This window comes from Rhizobium anhuiense (genome assembly GCF_003985145.1).
GTDB classification, from domain to species: Bacteria; Pseudomonadota; Alphaproteobacteria; order Rhizobiales; family Rhizobiaceae; genus Rhizobium; species Rhizobium anhuiense.
Genome location: NZ_ML133534.1, coordinates 137216 through 158365, shown reverse-complemented (window position 1 = coordinate 158365; position 21150 = coordinate 137216). Strand labels below are relative to the sequence as shown.

General features: G+C 61.6%; 18 protein-coding genes. 11 read left to right on the top strand and 7 right to left on the bottom strand.

The window, feature by feature from the left end:
• Positions 1-157: 157 nt before the first annotated feature.
• Together EEQ99_RS27130 and EEQ99_RS27125 are read left to right on the top strand one after the other, a co-directional pair.
• Entirely contained in the window at positions 158-724 is a 567-nt protein-coding gene (locus tag EEQ99_RS27130; RefSeq protein WP_127431362.1) for a biliverdin-producing heme oxygenase, read from the top strand.
• Positions 721-3288, top strand: coding sequence for an HWE histidine kinase domain-containing protein (locus tag EEQ99_RS27125; RefSeq protein ID WP_063474397.1), 2568 nt, complete (start codon positions 721-723; stop codon positions 3286-3288). Before EEQ99_RS27130 ends, EEQ99_RS27125 begins: the two co-directional genes overlap by 4 nt.
• Positions 3289-3291: 3 nt before the next feature.
• Here the strand turns inward: EEQ99_RS27125 and EEQ99_RS27120 are convergent, their stop codons facing one another.
• A complete protein-coding gene (locus EEQ99_RS27120; RefSeq protein ID WP_063474396.1) occupies positions 3292-3942 on the bottom strand; it encodes a TetR family transcriptional regulator C-terminal domain-containing protein in 651 nt (216 codons plus the stop codon).
• A 301-nt stretch (positions 3943-4243) separates the two neighbouring features.
• Here EEQ99_RS27120 and EEQ99_RS27115 point away from each other — a divergent pair, with 301 nt between their 5' ends.
• Genes EEQ99_RS27115 through hydA form a run of 3 tightly spaced genes read left to right on the top strand, consistent with a single transcriptional unit; the run spans position 4244 to position 7592 of the window.
• Positions 4244-5497: a Zn-dependent hydrolase gene (locus EEQ99_RS27115; RefSeq protein WP_127431361.1), complete on the top strand. Its 1254-nt coding sequence runs from the start codon at positions 4244-4246 to the stop codon at positions 5495-5497.
• On the top strand, positions 5497-6102 hold the full coding sequence (locus EEQ99_RS27110) for a hypothetical protein (RefSeq protein ID WP_063474394.1): 606 nt from the start codon (positions 5497-5499) through the stop codon (positions 6100-6102). Before EEQ99_RS27115 ends, EEQ99_RS27110 begins: the two co-directional genes overlap by 1 nt.
• Positions 6103-6137: 35 nt before the next feature.
• The gene (gene hydA, locus EEQ99_RS27105) at positions 6138-7592 is read left to right on the top strand and encodes a dihydropyrimidinase (protein WP_063474393.1); all 1455 of its coding nucleotides are present in this window, start codon (positions 6138-6140) and stop codon (positions 7590-7592) included.
• 58 nt (positions 7593-7650) lie between these two features.
• Here the strand turns inward: hydA and EEQ99_RS27100 are convergent, their stop codons facing one another.
• Positions 7651-8064, bottom strand: a complete 414-nt coding sequence (locus EEQ99_RS27100; protein WP_025570392.1) for a cupin domain-containing protein — start codon at positions 8062-8064, stop codon at positions 7651-7653.
• Between the two features lie 94 nt (positions 8065-8158).
• On the opposite strand from EEQ99_RS27100, the gene EEQ99_RS27095 reads away from it, so the two are divergent.
• The 6 genes from EEQ99_RS27095 (at position 8159) to EEQ99_RS27070 (ending at position 17014) form a co-directional block, all read left to right on the top strand.
• A complete protein-coding gene (locus tag EEQ99_RS27095) occupies positions 8159-8944 on the top strand; it encodes an ABC transporter ATP-binding protein (protein ID WP_063474392.1) in 786 nt (261 codons plus the stop codon).
• 57 nt (positions 8945-9001) lie between these two features.
• Positions 9002-9931 carry an ABC transporter permease gene (locus EEQ99_RS27090; RefSeq protein ID WP_025570395.1) on the top strand — a complete coding sequence of 310 codons (930 nt, stop codon included), beginning with the start codon at positions 9002-9004 and terminating at the stop codon, positions 9929-9931.
• Positions 9928-11055, top strand: coding sequence for an ABC transporter permease (locus EEQ99_RS27085; protein WP_025570397.1), 1128 nt, complete (start codon positions 9928-9930; stop codon positions 11053-11055). The genes EEQ99_RS27090 and EEQ99_RS27085 overlap by 4 nt, the downstream gene beginning before the upstream one ends.
• Positions 11056-11113: 58 nt before the next feature.
• Positions 11114-12085 carry an ABC transporter substrate-binding protein gene (locus EEQ99_RS27080; RefSeq protein ID WP_047618698.1) on the top strand — a complete coding sequence of 324 codons (972 nt, stop codon included), beginning with the start codon at positions 11114-11116 and terminating at the stop codon, positions 12083-12085.
• A 399-nt stretch (positions 12086-12484) separates the two neighbouring features.
• Positions 12485-13675, top strand: a complete 1191-nt coding sequence (locus tag EEQ99_RS27075) for an efflux RND transporter periplasmic adaptor subunit (protein WP_063474390.1) — start codon at positions 12485-12487, stop codon at positions 13673-13675.
• A 12-nt stretch (positions 13676-13687) separates the two neighbouring features.
• Positions 13688-17014: an efflux RND transporter permease subunit gene (locus EEQ99_RS27070; RefSeq protein WP_047618693.1), complete on the top strand. Its 3327-nt coding sequence runs from the start codon at positions 13688-13690 to the stop codon at positions 17012-17014.
• 82 nt (positions 17015-17096) lie between these two features.
• On the opposite strand, the gene ureG is transcribed toward EEQ99_RS27070, so the two are convergent.
• From ureG to EEQ99_RS27040, 5 genes are all read right to left on the bottom strand, one after another.
• The gene (gene ureG, locus EEQ99_RS27065) at positions 17097-17708 is read right to left on the bottom strand and encodes an urease accessory protein UreG (RefSeq protein ID WP_063474389.1); all 612 of its coding nucleotides are present in this window, start codon (positions 17706-17708) and stop codon (positions 17097-17099) included.
• Between the two features lie 189 nt (positions 17709-17897).
• A complete protein-coding gene (locus EEQ99_RS27055; protein WP_063474388.1) occupies positions 17898-18569 on the bottom strand; it encodes an urease accessory protein UreF in 672 nt (223 codons plus the stop codon).
• Between the two features lie 6 nt (positions 18570-18575).
• Positions 18576-19187 (bottom strand): urease accessory protein UreE, encoded by a 612-nt coding sequence (locus EEQ99_RS27050; RefSeq protein ID WP_082008852.1) that lies wholly within the window; start codon positions 19185-19187, stop codon positions 18576-18578.
• A gap of 84 nt (positions 19188-19271) precedes the next feature.
• Entirely contained in the window at positions 19272-20135 is an 864-nt protein-coding gene (locus EEQ99_RS27045) for a GGDEF domain-containing protein (protein ID WP_025570373.1), read from the bottom strand.
• Positions 20136-20466: 331 nt separating this feature from the next.
• Complete coding sequence (locus EEQ99_RS27040) at positions 20467-21135, bottom strand: TIGR02117 family protein (RefSeq protein WP_127431360.1); 669 nt, start codon at positions 21133-21135, stop codon at positions 20467-20469.
• Positions 21136-21150 lie beyond the last annotated feature (15 nt).

The following is a 21150-nucleotide window of genomic DNA, read 5'->3' as shown; positions in this document are numbered from 1 at the left end:
CGTTGGGTGCTGATCGCCAATGGTGGATTGCAGCCACCAGCTGGCGAGAAACCTATGTTATTCCTAGCCGTTTCTCTGGAAATAACCCGATGCCGCAGTATATCGCTAGTTCGTCGCCCCTCATAGCGCACGCCATATCACTCGGAACACGGTCAGCATGTCACTTCGCAGCGCCCTCCGCGCACAAACAGCAGATTGCCACGCCGCGGTCGACACTCTCTTCGGCAGTTTCAACCTCTCACGCCCCCAGGATTACAAGGCCTTCCTGCGCGCCCATGCCCAGGTCGTACCATCAGTCGAACATGCGCTTGAGCAAGCCGGAATCGCCCGCCTGCTCCCCGACTGGACGGGACGAAGGCGTGCACACCTGCTCGCTGCCGACATAAGGGCGCTCGACGATCGATTGCCCCCGCTCCTTCCGCAACCGGCATTGCATTGCGACGCGGCGGTCTGGGGGGCTGCCTACGTCCTTGAAGGCTCCAAGCTCGGCGGCGCCCTGCTCGCCAAGGCCATCCCTGATCACTTGCCCGGCAGCTACCTGAGCCCGCAAGGCCCAAAGGACGCCATGCGGCTCTTCATGGATCGTCTTGACGGGAGCAACGTCGACGATCCCGCCGCTGCCATAACCGCTGCCCGCGATGTCTTCGACCTCTTCCTCAAAGCCGGGCAACTCACGCTGGAAGCGGCCCCGATGGAAGCGGTCCCCACGGAAGCTGTCCAATGAGCGGCACGCACGAACCCGTCGATCTCACCAATTGCGACCGCGAGCCGATACACCAGCTCGGCTCGGTTCAACCCTTCGGTTTTCTCTTGGCGGTATCCTCAGATTGGATTGTCACGCGCGCCTCTACAAATCTGGTGGAGTTCCTCGGTGTTGCGCAGACCGACGCGATCGGCCGTCCCATTGTCTCCCTGATCACCCCTGAAGCACTCCACACGGTCCGCAACAAGCTGACCACGTTGCGCAGCTCCGACGTCGTCGAGCGCATTTTCGGCATTGCTCTGACGCCCGATCAAAACAGGTTCGACGTTGCCGTGCATCTGAACAAAGGTCAGGTCATCATCGAAGGCGAGCGCTGCCAGGAAGACAGGCGCGACGCCGCTTCCCTCTCAATGCGCAGCATGATGTCCCGCCTCGATCACACGGAAACAATGGAGGCTTTTTTCCGCGAAGGAGCAAGACAGGCGCGCGCCCTCACCGGCTTCGATCGGGTCATGGTCTACCGTTTCGACGAAAGCGGTTCCGGCGAAGTCGTGGCGGAAGCCGCCCGGGCCGGGATCGGCTCGTTTCTCGGGCTGCACTACCCGGCTTCCGACATTCCGGTGCAGGCACGCGCGCTTTATCTGCGCAACCTGTTCCGCATCATTGCCGATGTCGACGCCGTCCCGGTCCCGATCCTCCCGCCGCTCGACGAACACGGCCAGCCGCTCGATCTTTCCATGTCGGTCTTGCGTTCGGTCTCGCCGATCCATATCGAATATTTGAAAAACATGGGCGTTGGCGCCTCGCTCTCCATATCGATCGTCGTCGACGGCAGGCTCTGGGGCCTGTTTGCCTGCCATCACTACGGCCCGCGTCTGCCTTCGGCCCAAAGCCGCTCCACTGCCGAACTCTTCGGCCAGATGTTTGCTTCGCGCCTTGAAAGCCGCGAACGGCGGCAGGCTCTCGAATACGAGACCAAGGCGCGCCGCATCGCCGACCGGCTCCTCACCTCCGTGGCGGACAATGCAAGCCTGCTCGACGATCCCGCCTGGCTGATCGAGGCGCTTGCCGACGCCATTCCTGCCGACGGCATCGGCGTCTGGATCAACGGCCGGCTGGCACTTGCCGGCATCGGGCCGGACGAGAGAGGCTTCACAGCCCTCGTCCGCCACCTCAACCGCAATGCCGCCGGCCGCATCTATGCCGTGGACAGGCTCGCAGAAGCCTATCCGGATCTTGAAGTCGACGACGCGGTGGCGGGCATGCTCGCCATCCCCATCTCGCGTTCGCCGCGCGATTATGTCGTGCTTTTCCGTCAGGAATTGGTGCGCACTGTCCGCTGGGGCGGCGACCCGTATAAGCCGGTGGAGTACGGCCCTAACGGCCCGCGGCTGACGCCGCGCAAGAGTTTCGAAGCCTGGTCTGAACTGGTGCGCGGCCGCTCGCTGCCCTTCACCGAAGCCGAGCACCGCGTCGCCGAAACCATCCGCGTTACATTGATCGAGGTGGTGTTGCGCCTCACCGACGAGGTCAGCATGGCGCGCCAGACGGCAAACGAGCGCCAGGAACTGCTGATCGCCGAACTGAACCACCGTGTCCGCAACATATTGAGCCTCATCACCGGTATCGTCCGGCAGTCACAGGCAACCTCCGTCAGCCTTGGCGACTACATCCGCCAGCTCGAGGGCCGCATCCAGTCGCTCGCCCGTGCCCATGATCAGATTACCCGCGACCACTGGGCGCCCGCTTCGCTCCGGCAATTGCTGCTGGCGGAAACTGCCGCCTATCTCGGGAAAAACGCACAACGCATCCGGATGAGCGGCGAGGACGTACTGCTGGAACCGCAGGCATTCTCCACCGCCGCCCTTGTTTTCCATGAGCTGATGACCAACAGCGCCAAATACGGCAGTCTTTCCGGCAACGGCAGCGGCACCGTCGAACTCGGCTGGCGGCGCGACGACGAGGGCAATCTGCACATTGACTGGCACGAAAAGGACGGCCCGCCCGTCATCGAACCCAAACGCCACGGCTTCGGTTCGACCATCATCCGCCGCTCGATTCCCTATGACCTCGGCGGCAAGGCGGAGGTCCGCTACGCCAAGGACGGGCTCGAGGCGGATTTCTGCATTCCGGCGCGACATGTCGTCGGCCCGACGAGCGAACCGTCAAAGCCGGCTCCGGTCGGAGCGGCCGATCGCAAGACGATTGCCGACGCTCAGCCACTCTCCGGCCTGAATGTTCTGCTGGTGGAAAACAACCTGATCATCGCCATGGATGGCGAGGACATCCTGCGCCGGCTCGGCGCCGAGGTGGCAACGGCGCCAAGTGTCACCGAGGCGATGGAAATCCTGGCTGGCCGGTCCTTCGATCTGGCGCTTCTCGATGTCAATCTCGGCGATGAGACGAGTTTCGGGATCGCCGACCGGCTCGCAGCTGACGGCGTGCCCTTCATTTTTGCCACAGGTTATGGGGAAGGCATCGCCCAGGCGAACAGCCATTCGGACGCACCTGTGCTGCAGAAGCCCTATACGATGGAAGGCATGACGGATATTCTTGCCCGGGTGCCGCTTCCTAGGAGAGAGTAAAGGTCACGTCCCGATGGGATCCGGTCGCAGCCCGCCGATGAAGAGCTGCTCCAGAAACCGCGCCGCATCCTCGAAGCGCCCATCGCCGGAATGCTCCTGTCCGAGCACGGCCCGCACCTGGACGTCGAAATCTGCGTAATGCTGCGTCGTCGACCAGATGGAGAAGATCAGATGGTAGGGGTCGCATTTGACGATCTTGCCGGCTTTCGCCCAGGCGCGGATGACCTCCGCCTTCTCGTCGACCAGTTCCTTTAGCGGCCCCTTCAGCTCGTCCTCGATATGCGGCGCGCCCTGCAGCACCTCATTGGCGAAAAGCCGGCTCTCGCGCGGAAAATCGCGGGCCATCTCCAGTTTGCGTCTGATGTAGCTGCGGATTTCCTCCTCGGGATTGCCCTCGGCGTCGAAGGCCCGCAGCGGCTCCAGCCAAGTGTAGAGCACCCGGTCGATCAGCGCCCGGTGCATGGCTTCCTTGGTGCGGAAGTAATAGAGCAGATTGGGTTTCGACATGCCGGCCACTTCGGCGATCTGGTCGATGGTCGAGCCGCGGAAGCCGCTTGCCGAAAACACGTCGAGCGCCGCCTCCAGGATCTGCTCTTCCTTCTCCTCCTGGATTCGCGTCCGCCTTAGGGTTTTCGCTGCTCTCGGTATGGTCACAGGCTGTTATTTCCCCTTGAAATTCAACTTCTTCGCTCAAGTTTTGCCCGGAGACACCTCCTGCCGCTTTGTTGAGCAACTGCCCGTATTTTTATCGGCGATTTTCGTGATTTTCGTCTTGAGCCCGGCGGTGGAAGTTGTAATGTTTACCAATCGGTCAAATTATCCGCCAGATGAAAAACAAAGGCAACTGGCGATTTTCCGGCGCTCGACAAAACCAATAAGAAGCGCAGGAATAGACCACGGGAACAGGCAGGCATGCCCTTTGCATGACTGCCGCAAACAGGTGAGGGCATAGGAAATGGTGGCAGCACCAGGCGAGAACATGCGCGTCAATGGCGACCGTCTCTGGGACAGTCTCATGGACATGGCGAAGATCGGCCCCGGCATCGCCGGCGGCAACAATCGCCAGACGCTGACGGATGCGGATGCGCAAGGCCGCAGCCTCTTCAAGACATGGTGCGACGATGCCGGTCTGACCATGGGGATCGACCGCATGGGCACGATGTTCGCCACCCGCCCCGGCACCGATCCCGATGCCTTGCCGGTCTATGTCGGCTCGCATCTCGACACCCAGCCGACCGGCGGCAAATATGACGGCGTGCTCGGCGTGCTTGCCGCCCTCGAAGTCGTCCGCACCATGAACGACCTCGGCATCAAGACCAAACATCCTGTTGTCGTCACCAACTGGACGAATGAGGAAGGCGCGCGTTTTGCCCCCGCCATGCTGGCGTCGGGCGTCTTCGCCGGCGTGCACAGCCTGGATTTTGCCTATAATCGCAAGGACCCCGAGGGCAATCTGTTCGGCGACGAACTGAAGCGCATCGGCTGGGTCGGCGACGAAGAGGTCGGCGCCCGCAAGATGCATGCCTATTTCGAATATCACATCGAGCAGGGGCCGATCCTCGAGGCCGAGGAAAAGCAGATCGGCGTCGTCACCCATTGCCAGGGCCTCTGGTGGCTGGAATTCACGCTGACCGGCAAGGAAGCCCATACCGGTTCGACGCCGATGAACCTGCGTGTCAATGCCGGCCTTGCCATGGCCCGCATTCTGGAAATGGTCCAGAGTGTGGCGATGGGCGAACAGCCGGGCGCCGTCGGCGGTGTCGGCCAGGTGTTCTTCTCGCCGAATTCCCGCAACGTGCTGCCGGGCAAGGTCGTCTTCACCGTCGACATCCGCTCGCCCGACAAAGAGAAGCTCGACCGGATGCGGGCCAAGATCGAGGCGAAGGCGCCCGAGATCACCGATGCGCTCGGCGTCGGCTGTTCCATCGAGGCAATCGGCCACTTCGAGCCGATCACCTTCGATCCGAAACTGGTCACCTCGGTGCGCGATGCCGCCGAGAGGCTCGGCTACAGCCACATGAACATCATCTCCGGCGCCGGCCACGACGCCTGCTGGGCCGCCAAGGTTGCACCTGCGACGATGGTCATGTGCCCGTGCGTGGGTGGTCTCTCTCACAACGAGGCCGAGGAGATTTCCAAGGAATGGGCGACGGCTGGAGCCGACGTGCTGTTCCATGCGGTGGTCGAGACGGCGGAGATCGTGGTGTGATGACGTCAGACTTGCCGACGACTTATCTCGATTATCCTGATGCTTTTAAGTTCTACTTTCAGCAAACTCCCGACGATCTTGCATGGGCTAGTGCCAATGAGACGCCGGTGAACGAAGGTCCGTGGGGCGATGTACCTGGCATGCAGATTTTCTACATTGGCATCAACACGGCAGGCGAGCGGATCAGGCTTCCGCAAATATCGAGCCTTTGGCGCTATAAACCTTCTGGTGTTCAACTGGCCCATTCAGATGACCGCGACCCAGATGCGCCCCACCAGACCTATTATATCTCTGGGCCTGGGACTGGCGTCGTTCGAATCGAGCTCGGCCCCTCCATGCCCGGCATACTGATCAAACGCCCCCAGGGCAGCCAACCCGTACAGTCAACCGGGCTGATCGACGGCAAGGATTTCTACTTTCGCGAAAGCGATGGTTTTTGGTCCTTGTCAATCGGCGGCACCGATGTCGTCGAGCGGCCCGACTGGTATTATGAGGAAGAGCATGACGCGCACGATGAGTTGAGCGAGGCGGACGTCTACAGCCTTATCGCCAAGGGTGCGGAACTCCTTAGAAACGGCACACTGACGATGGCAGTGGAGCCATAAGAGCAACAAGATCGCGGGGAAAAGGAACAGCAGCCATGACCACAGTCATCAAGAACGGCACCATCGTCACCGCCGACCTGACCTACAAGGCGGATGTCAAGATCGATGGCGGCAAGATCGTCGAGATTGGCCCGAACCTCTCCGGCGACGAAACCCTCGACGCCTCCGGCTGTTATATCATGCCGGGCGGCATCGACCCGCACACCCATCTCGAAATGCCCTTCATGGGTACCTATTCCTCTGACGATTTCGAGAGCGGCACGCGCGCGGCCCTTTCCGGCGGCACGACGATGGTGGTCGATTTTGCGCTCCCCGCCCCCGGCCAGTCCCTGCTCGAAGCGCTGACCATGTGGGACAACAAATCGACCCGGGCCAATTGCGATTATTCCTTCCACATGGCGGTTACCTGGTGGAGCGAGCAGGTCTTCAAGGAGATGGAGACCATCGTCCGCGACAAGGGCATCAACACCTTCAAGCACTTCATGGCCTATAAGGGCGCGCTGATGGTGGACGACGACGAGATGTTCGCGTCTTTCCAGCGCTGCGCCGAACTCGGCGCCCTGCCGCTGGTGCATGCCGAAAACGGCGACGTCGTCGCCTCGATGTCGGCAAAGCTGCTGGCCGAAGGCAATAACGGCCCCGAGGCGCATGCCTATTCGCGGCCCGCAGAAGTCGAGGGCGAAGCCACCAACCGCGCCATTATGATCGCCGATATGGCCGGCTGCCCGGTCTATATCGTCCACACCTCCTGCGAACAGGCGCACGAGGCGATCCGCCGCGCCCGCGCCAAAGGCATGCGTGTCTATGGCGAACCGCTGATCCAGCACCTGACGCTCGACGAGAGCGAATATTCCAACCCCGACTGGGATCACGCCGCCCGCCGAGTGATGTCGCCGCCCTTCCGCAGCAAACAGCATCAGGACTCGCTTTGGGCGGGCCTTGCCTCCGGCTCGTTGCAGGTGGTCGCCACCGACCATTGCGCCTTCACCACGGCGCAGAAGCGCTTCGGCGTCGGCGATTTCACCAAGATCCCGAACGGCACCGGCGGCCTCGAAGACCGCATGCCGATGCTCTGGACGCATGGCGTCAACACAGGCCGGTTGACGATGAACGAATTCGTCGCCGTCACCTCGACCAACATCGCCAAGATCCTCAACATCTATCCGAAGAAGGGCGCGATCCTGGTCGGCGCCGATGCCGATATCGTCGTCTGGGATCCGAAACGTTCCAAGACCATCTCGTCCAAGGCCCAGCAGTCGGCGATCGACTACAACGTCTTCGAGGGCAAGGAAGTGACCGGCCTGCCGCGCTACACGCTGACGCGCGGCATCGTCGCGATCGAGGAAAGCACCATCAAGACCCGCGAGGGCCACGGCGAATTCGTCCGGCGCGAGCCGGTGACGGCCGTCAGCAAGGCGCTGTCCACCTGGAAGGAGATCACCTCTCCGCGCAAGGTGGAGCGCAGCGGCATTCCGGCAACCGGCGTATGATGATGGTGCGTAACGATACGGCCATCAACCGGGGACCGACGCCTCCATGCCAATGACCTCACGCCGGCACCAAAGCGTCCAACTCCGGCAGCAGCACGACGCTCTCCTGCTCGTTCGGATCGGTGCGCGCGATGACCGCCGTGCACGGCGTGCTGCTGAGGTTTGCCGGCAGATGCGGCACGCCTGCCGGGATATAGAAAAGTTCGCCGGCATGGACGACGACGTGATGCTCCAGCCGGTCCCCGTACCAGGTATGCGCCTCGCCGGAGAGCATGTAGATCGCCGTCTCGTGCGCCTCATGCAGATGCGCCTTGGCGCGCACGCCGGGTGGGATCGTCAGGAGGTGCATGCAGATGCCCTTGGCGCCGACCGTCTCGGCCGCGACCCCTTCGAAATAGCTGAGCCCCTGCTTGCCGTCATAGGCATGATTGGGGCGAACGATGTGGCAGGTGGGCTTTGATGTCACGTCCATCCTCATCCTCCATGGAATGTATCGTCGATAAAACCGGCGATAATGATAACACGCAAACCGCGTTCCCGCGGGGAAAACAAGACTGGTCGCATTGATGCAAGCACCTTCCGTCGTATCCGCCAAGGATCTCTGTCTCACCTACCAGGCGAATGACGGCCCGGTGCGTGCCCTGAGCAATGTCAATCTCGATGTCCGCAAGGGCGATTTCGTCTCTTTCATCGGCCCGTCGGGCTGCGGCAAGACGACCTTCCTGCGTGTCATCGCCGATCTGGAGAAGAGCACCTCGGGCGAGATCTCGATCAATGGCATGACGCCGGAAGAGGCGCGCAAGGCCCGTGCCTACGGCTATGTCTTCCAGGCGCCGGCGCTCTACCCCTGGCGCACCATCGAAAACAACATCGCCCTGCCGCTGGAGATCATGGGATATTCTGGCGCGGACCGGACGAGGCGCATCGCCGAAGCGCTCGATCTCGTCAGTCTTTCCGGCTTCGAGAAGAAATTCCCCTGGCAGCTTTCCGGCGGCATGCAGCAGCGCGCCTCGATCGCCCGCGCGCTCGCCTTCGACGCCGACCTGCTGCTGATGGACGAGCCCTTCGGCGCGCTGGACGAGATCGTCCGCGACCATCTGAACGAAGAGCTGCTGAAGCTCTGGACCCGCACCAACAAGACGATCTGCTTCGTCACCCATTCCATCCCCGAGGCGGTCTACCTCTCGACCAAGATCGTGGTGATGTCGCCGCGTCCGGGCCGCGTGACCGACGTGATCGACTCGACCCTGCCTGCCGAACGCCCGCTCGACATCCGCGACACCCCCGAATTCCTGGAAATCGCCCATCGCGTCCGCGAGGGGCTGAGAACGGGGCATAGCCATGAGGTTTAGCCGGTTGAGTTCGAGGGATGGTTGGGCGTCCGGGGCCAGCAAATGGGGGCAGTCGCTGTGAAACCCGACACCTTCAAAGACAAGATCGTCCCCGTCACCACCATTCTGTTGGCCCTCCTCGTCATCTGGTATGTCGCTGCGGTCCTGATGAACGCGCCGTTCCAGCGCGACATGGACGGCCGCGCCGGCGCCACCCCTACGACCATCGAATTCATCGGCAAGACGCTCGCCCAGCCGAAGCCGATCCTGCCGGCGCCGCATCAGGTGGCGCAGAACGTCTACGAGAACACCTTCCTGCGCAGCCTTTCGAGCAATCGCAGCCTCGTCTATCACAGCTGGGTGACGCTCTCCTCGACCCTGCTCGGCTTCGGTTTCGGCATGCTGCTCGGCATCCTTCTTGCCGTGCTGATCGTGCACAATCGCGCCATGGACCGCTCGCTGATGCCCTGGCTGGTGGCGAGCCAGACCATACCGATCCTTGCGATTGCACCGATGATCGTCATCATCTCCTACAATGTGCTGACCGGCGACAATGCAATTGCGCATCTGCTGAACCTCGATTCCGACGCTTCCCGCCTCGTTTCCAAGGCGCTGATCTCCACCTACCTCTCTTTCTTTCCGGTCGCCGTCGGCATGGTGAAGGGGCTGCGCTCGCCCGAAATCATGCATCTCGACCTGATGCGCACCTATTATGCCAGCCCGATGCAGACGTTCTGGAAGCTCCGCGTTCCCGCCTCGATCCCTTTCCTCTTCACCTCGATGAAGGTCGCGATCGCCGCCAGCCTGGTCGGCGCCATCGTCGGCGAGTTGCCGACGGGGGCTGTCGCCGGCATCGGCTCGAAGCTGCTCGCCGGCTCCTATTATAGCCAGACCATCGACATCTGGGCCGCCCTCGTCGCCGGATCGCTGCTGGCCGGTATCCTGGTCGCGATCGTCGGCCTTGCGGCGAAGATCGTCGACCGCACCATGGGCGGGAGGCCGGCATGAGACATCTGAGCTTTTCCTGGCAAGGCGTCGTTGCCCTCCTTCTCTGTCTCGCGGCGCTGACGGCCCTGCCGCTCCTGGCCGATGGCGCGCCGCGCCCCTTCACCGACGGCACGGCAAGCCTCACTTTCACCATCGTCATCGCGGCAGCCCTCCTGTCCTTCGCGCCGCAGCCGCCGGCCTATCGTGCCACCGTCTTGTTTATCGGCGCACATGGCGCCGCCTGGATGCTGCTTTCCGCTCTCTCCGGCAATGACGGCGCGGCCACACGGGCTTTCTTCCTGCTGCTCTTTGCCTGCTGGCTGCTTGCCTGGCGATGCGTCACCGAGCTGTCGAAATTGCAGCCCGTCACCACCTTCGGCAGATCAACACTCCAACTGCTGATCCCGGCGATCTTCGGCGCCTGGATACTCATCCTCTGGGAGGCGGTTACGCGCGGTGCCGGCGTCCCCTTCATCCTGCTGCCGCCGCCGAGCGCCATCGGCGCGCGCATCATGGCCTCGCTGCCGATCCTCGGCGACGATGTCAGGCAGACGATCTTCAAGGCGGTGCTGATCGGTTACATCGTCGGCTGCCTCAGCGGCTTCGCCGTCGCGGTGCTGGCCGATCGCATCGTCTTCCTGCGCCGCGGCCTGCTGCCGATCGGCAACATGGTGTCGGCTCTGCCGATCATTGGCGTTGCCCCCGTCATGGTCATGTGGTTCGGCTTCGACTGGCCGTCGAAGGCCGCCGTCGTCATCATCATGACCTTTTTCCCGATGCTGGTGAACACCGTCGCCGGCCTTGCCGCCTCCGGCAGCATGGAGCGCGACCTGATGCGCACCTATGCCTCGAGCGACTGGCAGACGCTGCTCAAGCTCAAGCTTCCGGCAGCAATGCCCTTTATTTTCAATGCACTGAAGATCAACTCGACGCTGGCGCTGATTGGTGCCATCGTTGCGGAATTCTTCGGAACGCCGATCGTCGGCATGGGCTTCCGCATCTCCACCGAGATCGGCCGCATGAATGTCGACATGGTCTGGGCGGAAATCGCCGTCGCGGCGCTGGCCGGCTCGATCTTCTATGGTGTCATCGCCCTGACCGAACGGGCGGTGACGTTCTGGCATCCGTCTATCCGTGGTGGCTAGACGCGCGCGGGCTTTGCAAACAGGTCCGGGCATAACTTCAGAGGGTAAGGATAAGAAAATGAGAAAGTTGATGGTTGCAATGATGGCAAGCGCGATGTCGCTTGCAGCAGCCCATGCGATGGCCGCCGACAAGGTGGTGCTGCAGTTGAAATGGGTCACGCAGAGCCAGTTCGGCGGTTATTACGTCGCCAAGGACAAGGGCTTTTACAAGGAAGAAGGCCTCGACGTCGACATCAAGCCGGGCGGCCCCGATATCGCCCCCGAGCAGGTGATCGCCGGCGGCGGCGCCGATGTCATCGTCGACTGGATGGGCGGCGCCCTGGTTGCCCGCGAAAAGGGCGTTCCGCTCGTCAACATCGCCCAGCCCTACCAGAAGTCCGGCCTGGAAATGGTCTGCCGCAAGGACGGCCCGGTCAAGACCGAAGCCGACTTCAAGGGCCACACGCTCGGCGTCTGGTTCTTCGGCAACGAATATCCCTTCTTTGCCTGGATGAACAAGCTCGGCCTGTCCACGGAAGGCGGCCCGAACGGCGTCACCGTGCTGAAGCAGAGCTTCGACGTACAGCCGCTCGTCCAGAAGCAGGCCGACTGCATTTCCGTCATGACCTATAACGAATACTGGCAGGCGATCGATGCCGGCTTCAAGCCGGAAGAACTGACGGTCTTCAACTATACCGAGATGGGCAACGACCTTCTCGAAGACGGCCTCTATGCGATGGAAGACAAGCTGAAGGACCCGGCCTTCAAGGAAAAGATGGTCAAGTTCGTCCGCGCTTCGTTGAAGGGCTGGAAATATGCGACCGAGAATCCCGATGAAGCCGCCGAGATCGTCATGGACAATGGCGGTCAGGACGAAAACCACCAGAAGCGCATGATGGGCGAAGTCGCCAAGCTGGTCGGCGACGGCTCCGGCAAGCTGGACGAAGCGCTCTATGCCCGCACGGCAAAGGCGTTGCTCGACCAGAAGATCATCAGCAAGGAGCCTGCGGGCGCCTGGACGCACGACATTACCGACGCCGCTGCCAAGTAGTTTCGGCAATATTGCGAAGCGAAACGCGCGGAAGATTTCCGCGCGTTTTGTTTTTTCGGCGCAAGACCGGAAAAAACACCTTGCAACTGTCGCATTTATCGGGCGTCAAACGTCATGGGGTAGAAGCGCGATCAATCTTCGTAATGTTGACATAACCTTGCGGTGATTGATTGACGTCGGAATGGTAATTATTATCGCCTCATGGGGAATTGTTTTCTGCCGGACTTGTAGATCGAGCAAATCGATACCACCTACAAGCCGAATTTGCCGGCGAGGGATCAAGACGGCAAAGGATCGGCGGATACCTCTGAGAATGCAGGAAGGGCAGTGGCCTGATCGCGCGCTGAGTGGCAGACGCGCGAGTTCGGCCAACCTTATCATAAGATTGGACGAAGACGCATGGCACGTAAGCCGATTGGAATTCTAGGCGCCTCCACCCTTTTCGCAGCAGCTCTGGCTGCATCAACCGCATTTTCGCAGGAAACGCCGGTCGCAAAACCGCAGCAGAACCTGCCGGCAATCGTCGTCACCAAGGCTGTCAATCGCACTCTCGTCGACCGTGTCATCGGCACGGGAACGATCAAGCCCGTCGAGGAAGTCTATATCCAGCCGCAGGTCGAAGGTCTGTCGATCCGCACGCTGAAAGCCGATGTCGGCGACAAGGTTCAGGCGGAAAGCACGCTGGCGACGCTCAATGACGACGCGCTGGTGCTGGAAAAGAGCCAGATGATGGCGACGAAAGCCAAGGGTCAGGCAAGTCTCGCCCAGCTGCGCGCCCAGCTCATCGAGGCACAGGCCAATGCCGAACAGGCAAGGCAGCAGCAGGCCCGCGCCCAGGAAATGGTCAAGAAGGGCACGGTTTCCACCGCCCAGGTCGAACAGGCCGATGCGACTGCCGCCGCCGCCAATGCCCGCGTTGTCTCCGCCGAACAGGCGATCGAGGTCGCCGAAGCCGATCTCAAGGTCTTCGACAGCCAGATCGCCGATGCCGATCTGAAGCTGGCACGCACCGACGTGAAGACGCCGGTCGCCGGCACGGTCTCGGCGAAAAACGCCAAGGTCGGTGCGATAGCTGCCGGCAACGGCGACCCATTGTTCACCATCATCCGCGACGGTGATGTCGAGCTTGTCGCCGAGGTCGCCGAAAGCGATATCGTCAGGGTCGTGGCCGGCCAGAAGGCGGCAATTTCGCTTTCCGGCAGCCGCGAGAAGCTTTCCGGCGCCATCCGCCTGGTGTCGCCGACCGTCGATCCGGTCACCCGCCTCGGCCTCGTCCATATCTCCATCGACGATGACAGCAAGGCGCGTTCCGGCATGTATGGCAGCGCCGAGATCATCGTCCGCGAGACCGAGGGCGTATCGCTTCCCCTGACCGCCGTGCTGACCGGCAATGAAGGCTCCTCCGCCCGCAAGGTCGAGGATGGCGTGGTGAAATTCGCCAAGATCGAGACCGGCATCCAGGACGGTGCCTATGTCGAGATCGTCGATGGATTGAAGACCGGCGACGAGGTCGTGGCCAAGGCGGGCGCTTATGTCCGTGACGGCGACCACATCACTCCGGTGCGTGAACAGCCCCCGGCTTCCAACTAAAGAGACCATCCGATGAATTTTTCAGCCTGGTCCATTCGAAATCCCATCGCGCCGCTTCTGGCCTTCTGCCTGCTGGTGTTCATCGGCATGCAGTCCTTCAATTCGCTGCCGATCACGCGCTTCCCGAACATCGATGTGCCGCTCGTTTCGATCAGCGTGACCCAGAGCGGCGCCTCACCGGCTGAACTCGAAATGCAGGTGACGAAGGAGATCGAAGACGCGATCGCCTCGATCACCGGCATCGACGAAATCCAGTCGACGGTGACCGACGGCAGCTCGCAGACCAATGTGATGTTCCGGATGGAAGTGCCGACGGAACAGGCCGTACAGGACGTCAAGGACGCGATCGACCGAATCCGCAGCGACCTGCCGGCGACTGCCGAAGCGCCGATCGTCACCAAGGTCGATGTCGAGGGCCAGGCGATCCAGACCTTCGCCGTTTCCTCGCCCGATATGTCGCTGGAAGAACTCTCCTGGTTCGTCGACGATACCGTCAAGCGTGCGCTGCAGGGCCAGGCCGGTATCGGCCGCGTCGATCGCTATGGCGGCGCCGAGCGCGAAGTGCGCATTGAACTCACCCCCGGCAAGCTCGATGCCTATGGCATCACCGCTGCAAGCGTGAACCAGCAGCTGCGTGGCACCAACATCGACCTCGGCTCCGGCCGCGGCCAGGTGGCCGGCAGCGAACAGGCGATCCGTGTTCTGGGCGATGCCCGCAACGTCGCCGAACTCGCCGACACGACGATCGCACTGCCGAACGGCCGCTTCGTCAAACTGTCCGATCTCGGTGTCATCAAGGACACCTATGAAGAGCCGAAATCCTTCTCGCGCTTCAACGCCACGCCGGTTGTCACCTTCGGCGTCTTCCGCTCGAAGGGCGCCAGCGAAGTCAGCGTCGCCGAAACCGTAGCGCAAAGCCTCGACAAGGTGCGGACCGAAAACCCGAACGTGAAGATCGAACTGATCGACGATTCGGTGTATTTCACCTATGGCAATTACGAAGCCGCCATCCATACGCTGCTCGAAGGCGCGCTGCTCGCCGTCATCGTCGTCTTCCTGTTCCTCAGGAACTGGCGCGCGACGCTGATTTCGGCAATCGCCCTTCCGCTGTCTGCGATCCCGACCTTCTGGATCATGGACATGATGGGCTTCTCGCTGAACCTCGTCAGCTTCCTTGCTTTGACGCTCGCGACCGGTATTCTCGTCGACGATGCGATCGTCGAAATCGAAAACATCGCCCGCCACATCAAGATGGGCAAGACGCCCTATCGGGCGGCGATCGAGGCGGCTGATGAAATCGGCCTTGCCGTCATCGCCACCACCTTCACGATCATTGCCGTCTTCGTGCCGGTTTCCTTCATGCCGGGCATTCCGGGCCAGTACTTCATCCAGTTCGGCCTGACGGTCGCCTTCTCCGTCTTCTTCTCGCTGATGGTCGCGCGCCTCATCACCCCGATGATGGCTGCCTATCTCATGCGCGCCGAAGACGGCATGGAAGACCATCACGACAATGACGGCCTGCTGATGCGTGGATACACCCGTCTCATACGCGGCACGACCGGGCGCTGGTATACGCGTTACGCGACGCTGATTGTCGCCTTCGCTTTCCTGGTCGGCTCCGTTTTGCTGCTGATGCAGGTTCCCGGCAGCTTTTTGCCGCCGGAAGATGCCTCGCGCATCGTTCTCTCCGTCGAACTGCCGCCCAATGCACGGCTTGACGATACCGAGAAGACGACGGATGCGATCTACGATCGGGTCAAGGACATCAACGGCGTCGAAAGCGTCTTCGTCCTCGGCGGCGCATCGCCGAAGGGGGATCTCGAACTGCGCCGCGCCACCATCACGCTGGCGCTTCACAAGCTCGACCAATCGCTGATCAAGAAGATGGTCAATGACGGGCTCGGCCATATCCCGGTCATCGGGCCGATGCTGCCGAAGGTGGAAGTCCACGGCCGCGAACGTCCGCAATGGGATATCGAAAAGGAAGTCTTCGCCAAGTTGCGCGACATTCCCGACGTTCATATCCTCAAGCTCAACGACCGCGGCGAACGCGACCTCTCCTTCAACTTCCTCTCCAAGAACGAGAAGGACCTGAACGACGCCGTCGGCATTCTGGAATCCAAGCTTCGCGCTGATCCGCTGCTGGCCAATGTCAGCGCCGACGGCGCCCTGCCCCGCCCGGAACTGCAGGTTTACCCGCGCAAGGACGAGGCCGCCCGCCTCGGCATCACGCCGCAGCAGATCTCCGAGACCATCCGCGTCGCCACCATCGGCGATGTCGATGCGGCCCTTGCCAAGATCTCGCTCGACGATCGCCAGATCCCGATCCGTGTCCAGGCGGCACTCGACATGCGTCGCGACCTTGCGGCGCTGCGGGCACTGAAGATCCAGACCGCCAGCGGCGGCACCGTTCCGCTCGCGAGCGTCGCCAATATCGACTATTCGGAGGGCGTAAGCTCGATCAAGCGCAACAACCGTTACCGCGTCGTCTCGATCGGTTCCGACCTGCCGCAGGGCGTGGCGCTCGACACGGCTTCGGCCCGGTTCCGTGAAATCGTCAAGGAGGCCAATATTCCGGCCACGGTGCACCTTGCCGAAAGCGGCGACACCAAAGTCCAGTCCGAGATGCAGCAGAGCTTCGTCAACGCCATGTTGATGGGCCTCCTGCTGGTGCTGACGGTGCTGATCCTGCTCTTCAAGGACGTGATCCAGCCCTTCACCATCCTGTTCTCACTGCCGCTCGCCATTGGCGGCGTCGCAGCCGGCCTGATCCTCACCAGCAATCCGCTGTCCATGCCCGTCATGATCGGTATCCTGATGCTGATGGGTGTCGTCACCAAGAACGCCATCCTGCTCGTGGATTTCGCCATCGAGATGCGCCACCAGGGCATAGCCCGGGTCGAAGCCATGGTCGAAGCCGGCCGCAAGCGCGCCCGGCCGATCATCATGACCTCGATCGCCATGTCGGCAGGCATGCTGCCTTCCGCGCTCGGTGTCGGCGAAGGCGGCTCCTTCCGGGCGCCGATGGCGATCGCGGTGATCGGCGGCATCATCGTCTCGACGGTGCTCTCGCTCGTCGTCGTGCCCTCCTTCTTCCTGATCATGGACGATCTGTCCCGCCTGCTCGGCTGGGCTTTCGGCCGGCTGGTGGGCCGGAAGGACAATGAGGACCTGCCGCTGTCGCGCGAGGATCTCACCCGCGTCACCCGCGAGAACCGCAGCGAGATCGACTCGCTGGAGGAGCGCCTGACCGCGATCGAAAAGCCGGAAAGCAAGCGCAAGACCGCCAACAGCAACGACACCAACGTGCTCCGCCTGCCGCCCTTCGCGGCGGAATAGTCAAAAAACCCACAAAATGAACGGGCCGGGAGTCAACTCCCGGCCCGTTTATTTTGCCATTCCTTTTTCGCCGTTCTGACCGTCAGAGCCCGCCCTGCTCCCTGAGGAAGCTGACGATCGAGCTGATGCCGTCGCCGCGCTTCATGTCGGAGAAGACGAAGGGGCGGCTCGCACGCATCCGCGTCGCATCCCGGTCCATCACCTCGAGATCGGCGCCGACATAGGGCGCCAGGTCCTTCTTGTTGATGACAAGCAGGTCCGAGCGGGTGATGCCAGGCCCGCCCTTGCGCGGGATTTCCTCGCCCTGGCAGACGGAGATGACATAGATGGTGATATCGGCAAGATCGGGCGAAAAGGTCGCCGCCAGATTGTCGCCGCCGGATTCGATGAAGACGACGTCGAGATCGGGGATCCGCTGGTTGAGGCCGGCGATCGCCTGCAAATTAATCGTCGCATCCTCGCGAATAGCGGTATGTGGGCAGCCGCCGGTCTCGACGCCGACGATGCGGTCGGAAGGCAGTGCCTGCATGCGCACCAGCGCTTCGGCATCCTCGGTCGTATAGATGTCGTTGGTGACGACGGCGACGGAATAATCGTCGCGCATCGCTTTGCAGAGCTTTTCGGTCAGCGCCGTCTTGCCCGAACCGACCGGCCCGCCGATGCCGACACGCAAAGGTCCGTTTCTTGATTTCATGTGCCTTACTCCAATCCAAGCTGATGATAGCGAAGCCGCCCGCCCGCGCCACCGTCAAATGACTTAGAGCGCTTGTTTTTCTTCGAATCACGGAAGCGCTCTATCTCGTTGTTTTCACGCAATTCCGGGCGCAAAACCGCTGCGCACTTTTGCTGGAATTGCTCTAGCCACAGCGATAATTTCGCACCGTCACGAGCGGAACAGCCGCGTCGTCTGCATCTCGTGGCGCAGGCTGGCAATATCGGCCTGCACGGTCGCCGAGCCCAGATCGTCGAGCGTCGAGGCTGCCGCCCGTCGGGCGACCTCCGCGATACATTCTTCAAGACCGGCAAGGATGGCAACGCCATTCCTCTGTCCGGCAACGCCGAGACGGATGCCTGCCGATATCGCCTGCGATGCATAGGCATGCAGGAAGATGGCAAGCGCCTTCTCGGGCTTTATGTCGTGGGCGCCCGTCACCGCCCCGACCGCAATGGGATAAGCGACCTTGTCAGGCAATCGCTCGAACACCTCGTCCGGCCAGGCCCGCGCCGCCGCAAGAAAAGCCTCGCCGAGCAACATCGTTTCCTGATGGCGCTCGCGCGACCCGGCAAGCGCTTCGGCGAGTGCGGCAATCTCGGCAAGGCGCAGGGGCTCTGCCTGGTACCTGTGACTTTCGGCCAGAAGCACGGCATCGTTCCAGACCGACCCATGGCCGATCAGCGTGCCGATCCAGGCCGCAAGCGAGCTCGAATCTGTAACCAGCCCGTCGGACACTGCCCGCTCCAGCCCTCCCGAATAGGCAAAGCTGCCGATCGGAAAGGCCGGCGAGAGCCATGCCGTCAGGCGCAGCAATGCCTGGAGCTCGCGATCACTCGTCATCAAGGCTCAGTCGTGCTTGTGGTCGTGATGTCCATGGTCATGATCCCGTCCATGGTCATGACTATGGTCATGATCATGACCGCGATCGTGGCGGTGCTCATGCTCATGCTCGTAGCCATGTTCGTGATCATGGTCATGGCCGTGATTATGAGCAAGATCGTGATCATGCCCATGCGAATGCCCGCCGTGAGAATGGTAGGCGCCGCGCGCCGGCTGGAACGGCTCGTCGATTTCGAGAACGACGGCGCCGAGGCCCTGCAGCATGGTGCGGATGACATGATCGCGCAGGATGACGATGCGGTCTTCCTCGATCTGCGCAGCAAGATGCCGGTTGCCGAGATGCCAGGCGAGTTCCACGAGATGCGTGCGGTCGCGTCCGCGAACCTCGAAGAGCTTCTCGTCGGCAGCGAGGATCTCGATCAACTCGCCGTCGTCACGTACCAACAGATCGCCATTGGCGAAAAGCACCGCATCCTTGAGATCGAGCATGACCATCTCGCCATTTTCCAGATGCAGCAGCTTGCGGCGCAAATGGCGCAAGTCATGCGGCAGCTTGACCTGGGCGGTCGGATGGGAGGAAGGGGTTCCGGCAGGAAGATAGGAAGTAACGCGCTGCATGGTATGTCCGTTTTCTGAGAGGACGACCATGCAAAATAGCTCTTCCCGATGCAAGCACCAATGGTTTTTCACTCGGATCCATCTTTATATTCCGTAAGCCTGCATCACGTTGTCGCTCTCCAGCCCCCTGCCTTCGACATCGACGCCGTTCTCCGCAAGCCCGTGCCAGGCATGATGCAAACCCTCCCGCTCGTGCACGACGCGATTGCGCCCAAGCGCCTTGGCCAGATAGAGCGCCCGGTCGGCAGAAGCATAGACCTGCTGCTTGTTGCGCTCGGCGACGAGATCGGCCACACCGCCGGAAACGGTAATGCGGATGTCGTGCCCGTCCGCCTTGATGGCGCCGCTTGCGATCCGGGCTCGGACACCTTCGATGCGCTCCATCCGTGCCTCCAGCGGCTCGCCGGAGACGATGACGCCGAACTCCTCCCCACCCAGCCGTGCGACAATGGAAATTTCATCGAAGGTAGATGTGAGCATGCCTGATACTGCGGTAATGACGGCATCGCCGCAAGCATGGCCGAAGCGATCGTTGATCGCCTTGAAGCGGTCGACATCGAAAATCACAAGCGAAGCGTTGCCCTCGGTTTTTTCCAGTGCCTCCGTAAAGGCGCGCCGGTTCAGCAGGCCGGAGAGCGTGTCCGTGCGGCTGAGCTTTTCGAACTCCGCCCGCGACAGCGTCAGCTCATGCAGGGCAAAACCGGCAGCCAGCGACAGCATGCCGGAAACCGTCCCGCCGACGAGCCAGGAAAAAATGGCGCCGAAGCTGATCGCATGCGAGAGTGTCACCGGCAACAGGCCGAAAAAGCCAAGCGGCGGTATCGTCAGCACCATGATGACGCCGGAGAGGACAACGGCAAGAAAGCTCATCTTCAGCGCGAAGACATAGACGTTTCTGCGATGTTGAAAATTGCCAAAATCGGCCTGCAGCGACATCCAGTTTCTCATGAGAATCGACCTTCCTGCCCGGCGTTTCAAGGCATTGATAAGAGCCCAATTGCTGCGGGTGTCTTAATCGACTCGTTAAAATTCGAACGGTTTCAGACGATTCGGTGGACAGAATTTTTCTAGCAGGGGATGCAGCTTTCCAATCCCTGAATCGAACAGCTCAGAGAGACACTTAACTAATTGACATAAAAGCGATTTTCTACGCTGGTCAGTGCCGCTGTTCCAGAATGGTTTAGCTGGGGAAAACATCGGTTTTCCCAGCGATTTTTACAACCAAATGGAGAGTGCGATTCACAATTCACTTTAGGAGTGGGCGAGCTCGGCGGTTGCTTCAATTGTAGACAGAAACAGATAATCGCAATGCTTGTGGAAGCGGGTTCCATAAGCCGGTTCGAAGCCCGGCCGAGCGCAGGGCAGCGGCAGTCCAGGTGTTGCAGCCGAAGAGGGCGTTGAAGTATCCCTTGGCCTCGAAGAACCGGTCGATCTCGCCGTATCCTGCATCCGGGATCGGCACCACCGTGCCTGCGTCGCGGACGAAGCTCTCCGAAATAAAATCGCGCAGCCGCGCCAATTGATCGTCACTGACATCGAATGCCGTAACGGTGGGCTGGGGCTCGGTGATATGACCGGCAAGGTCCACATGCAGCGCCGAACGGTCGATCGTCAGCGCGCGCAGCACCGGCACCGGCTTCAGCTCCGCCCATGTCGGCGTTTCCAGATAGAAGGCACGGCCGCCCCAGCCGATAATGAGCCATTCGGCATTCGGATGGCCAAGCGGAAAACCGGTATCGCCGAGGAAGGAGAAAGCCGCCCGCGTTTCCGCGTCGAGCGGAATGGCAATATCGGTATGGATCGGACCCGACAGCAGGAGAACCCGATGCGTCACCGCCGCCGACGCCTTGCCCGGCGCAATCAGCGGCCTGGGAATGAAGATTCCGCTGGCCGCCAGAAGCACAAGCAGGAAGACGATCCGCAACAGCCAGCGGATGCCTGTTCTCACCAGGGCCGTCCGTCG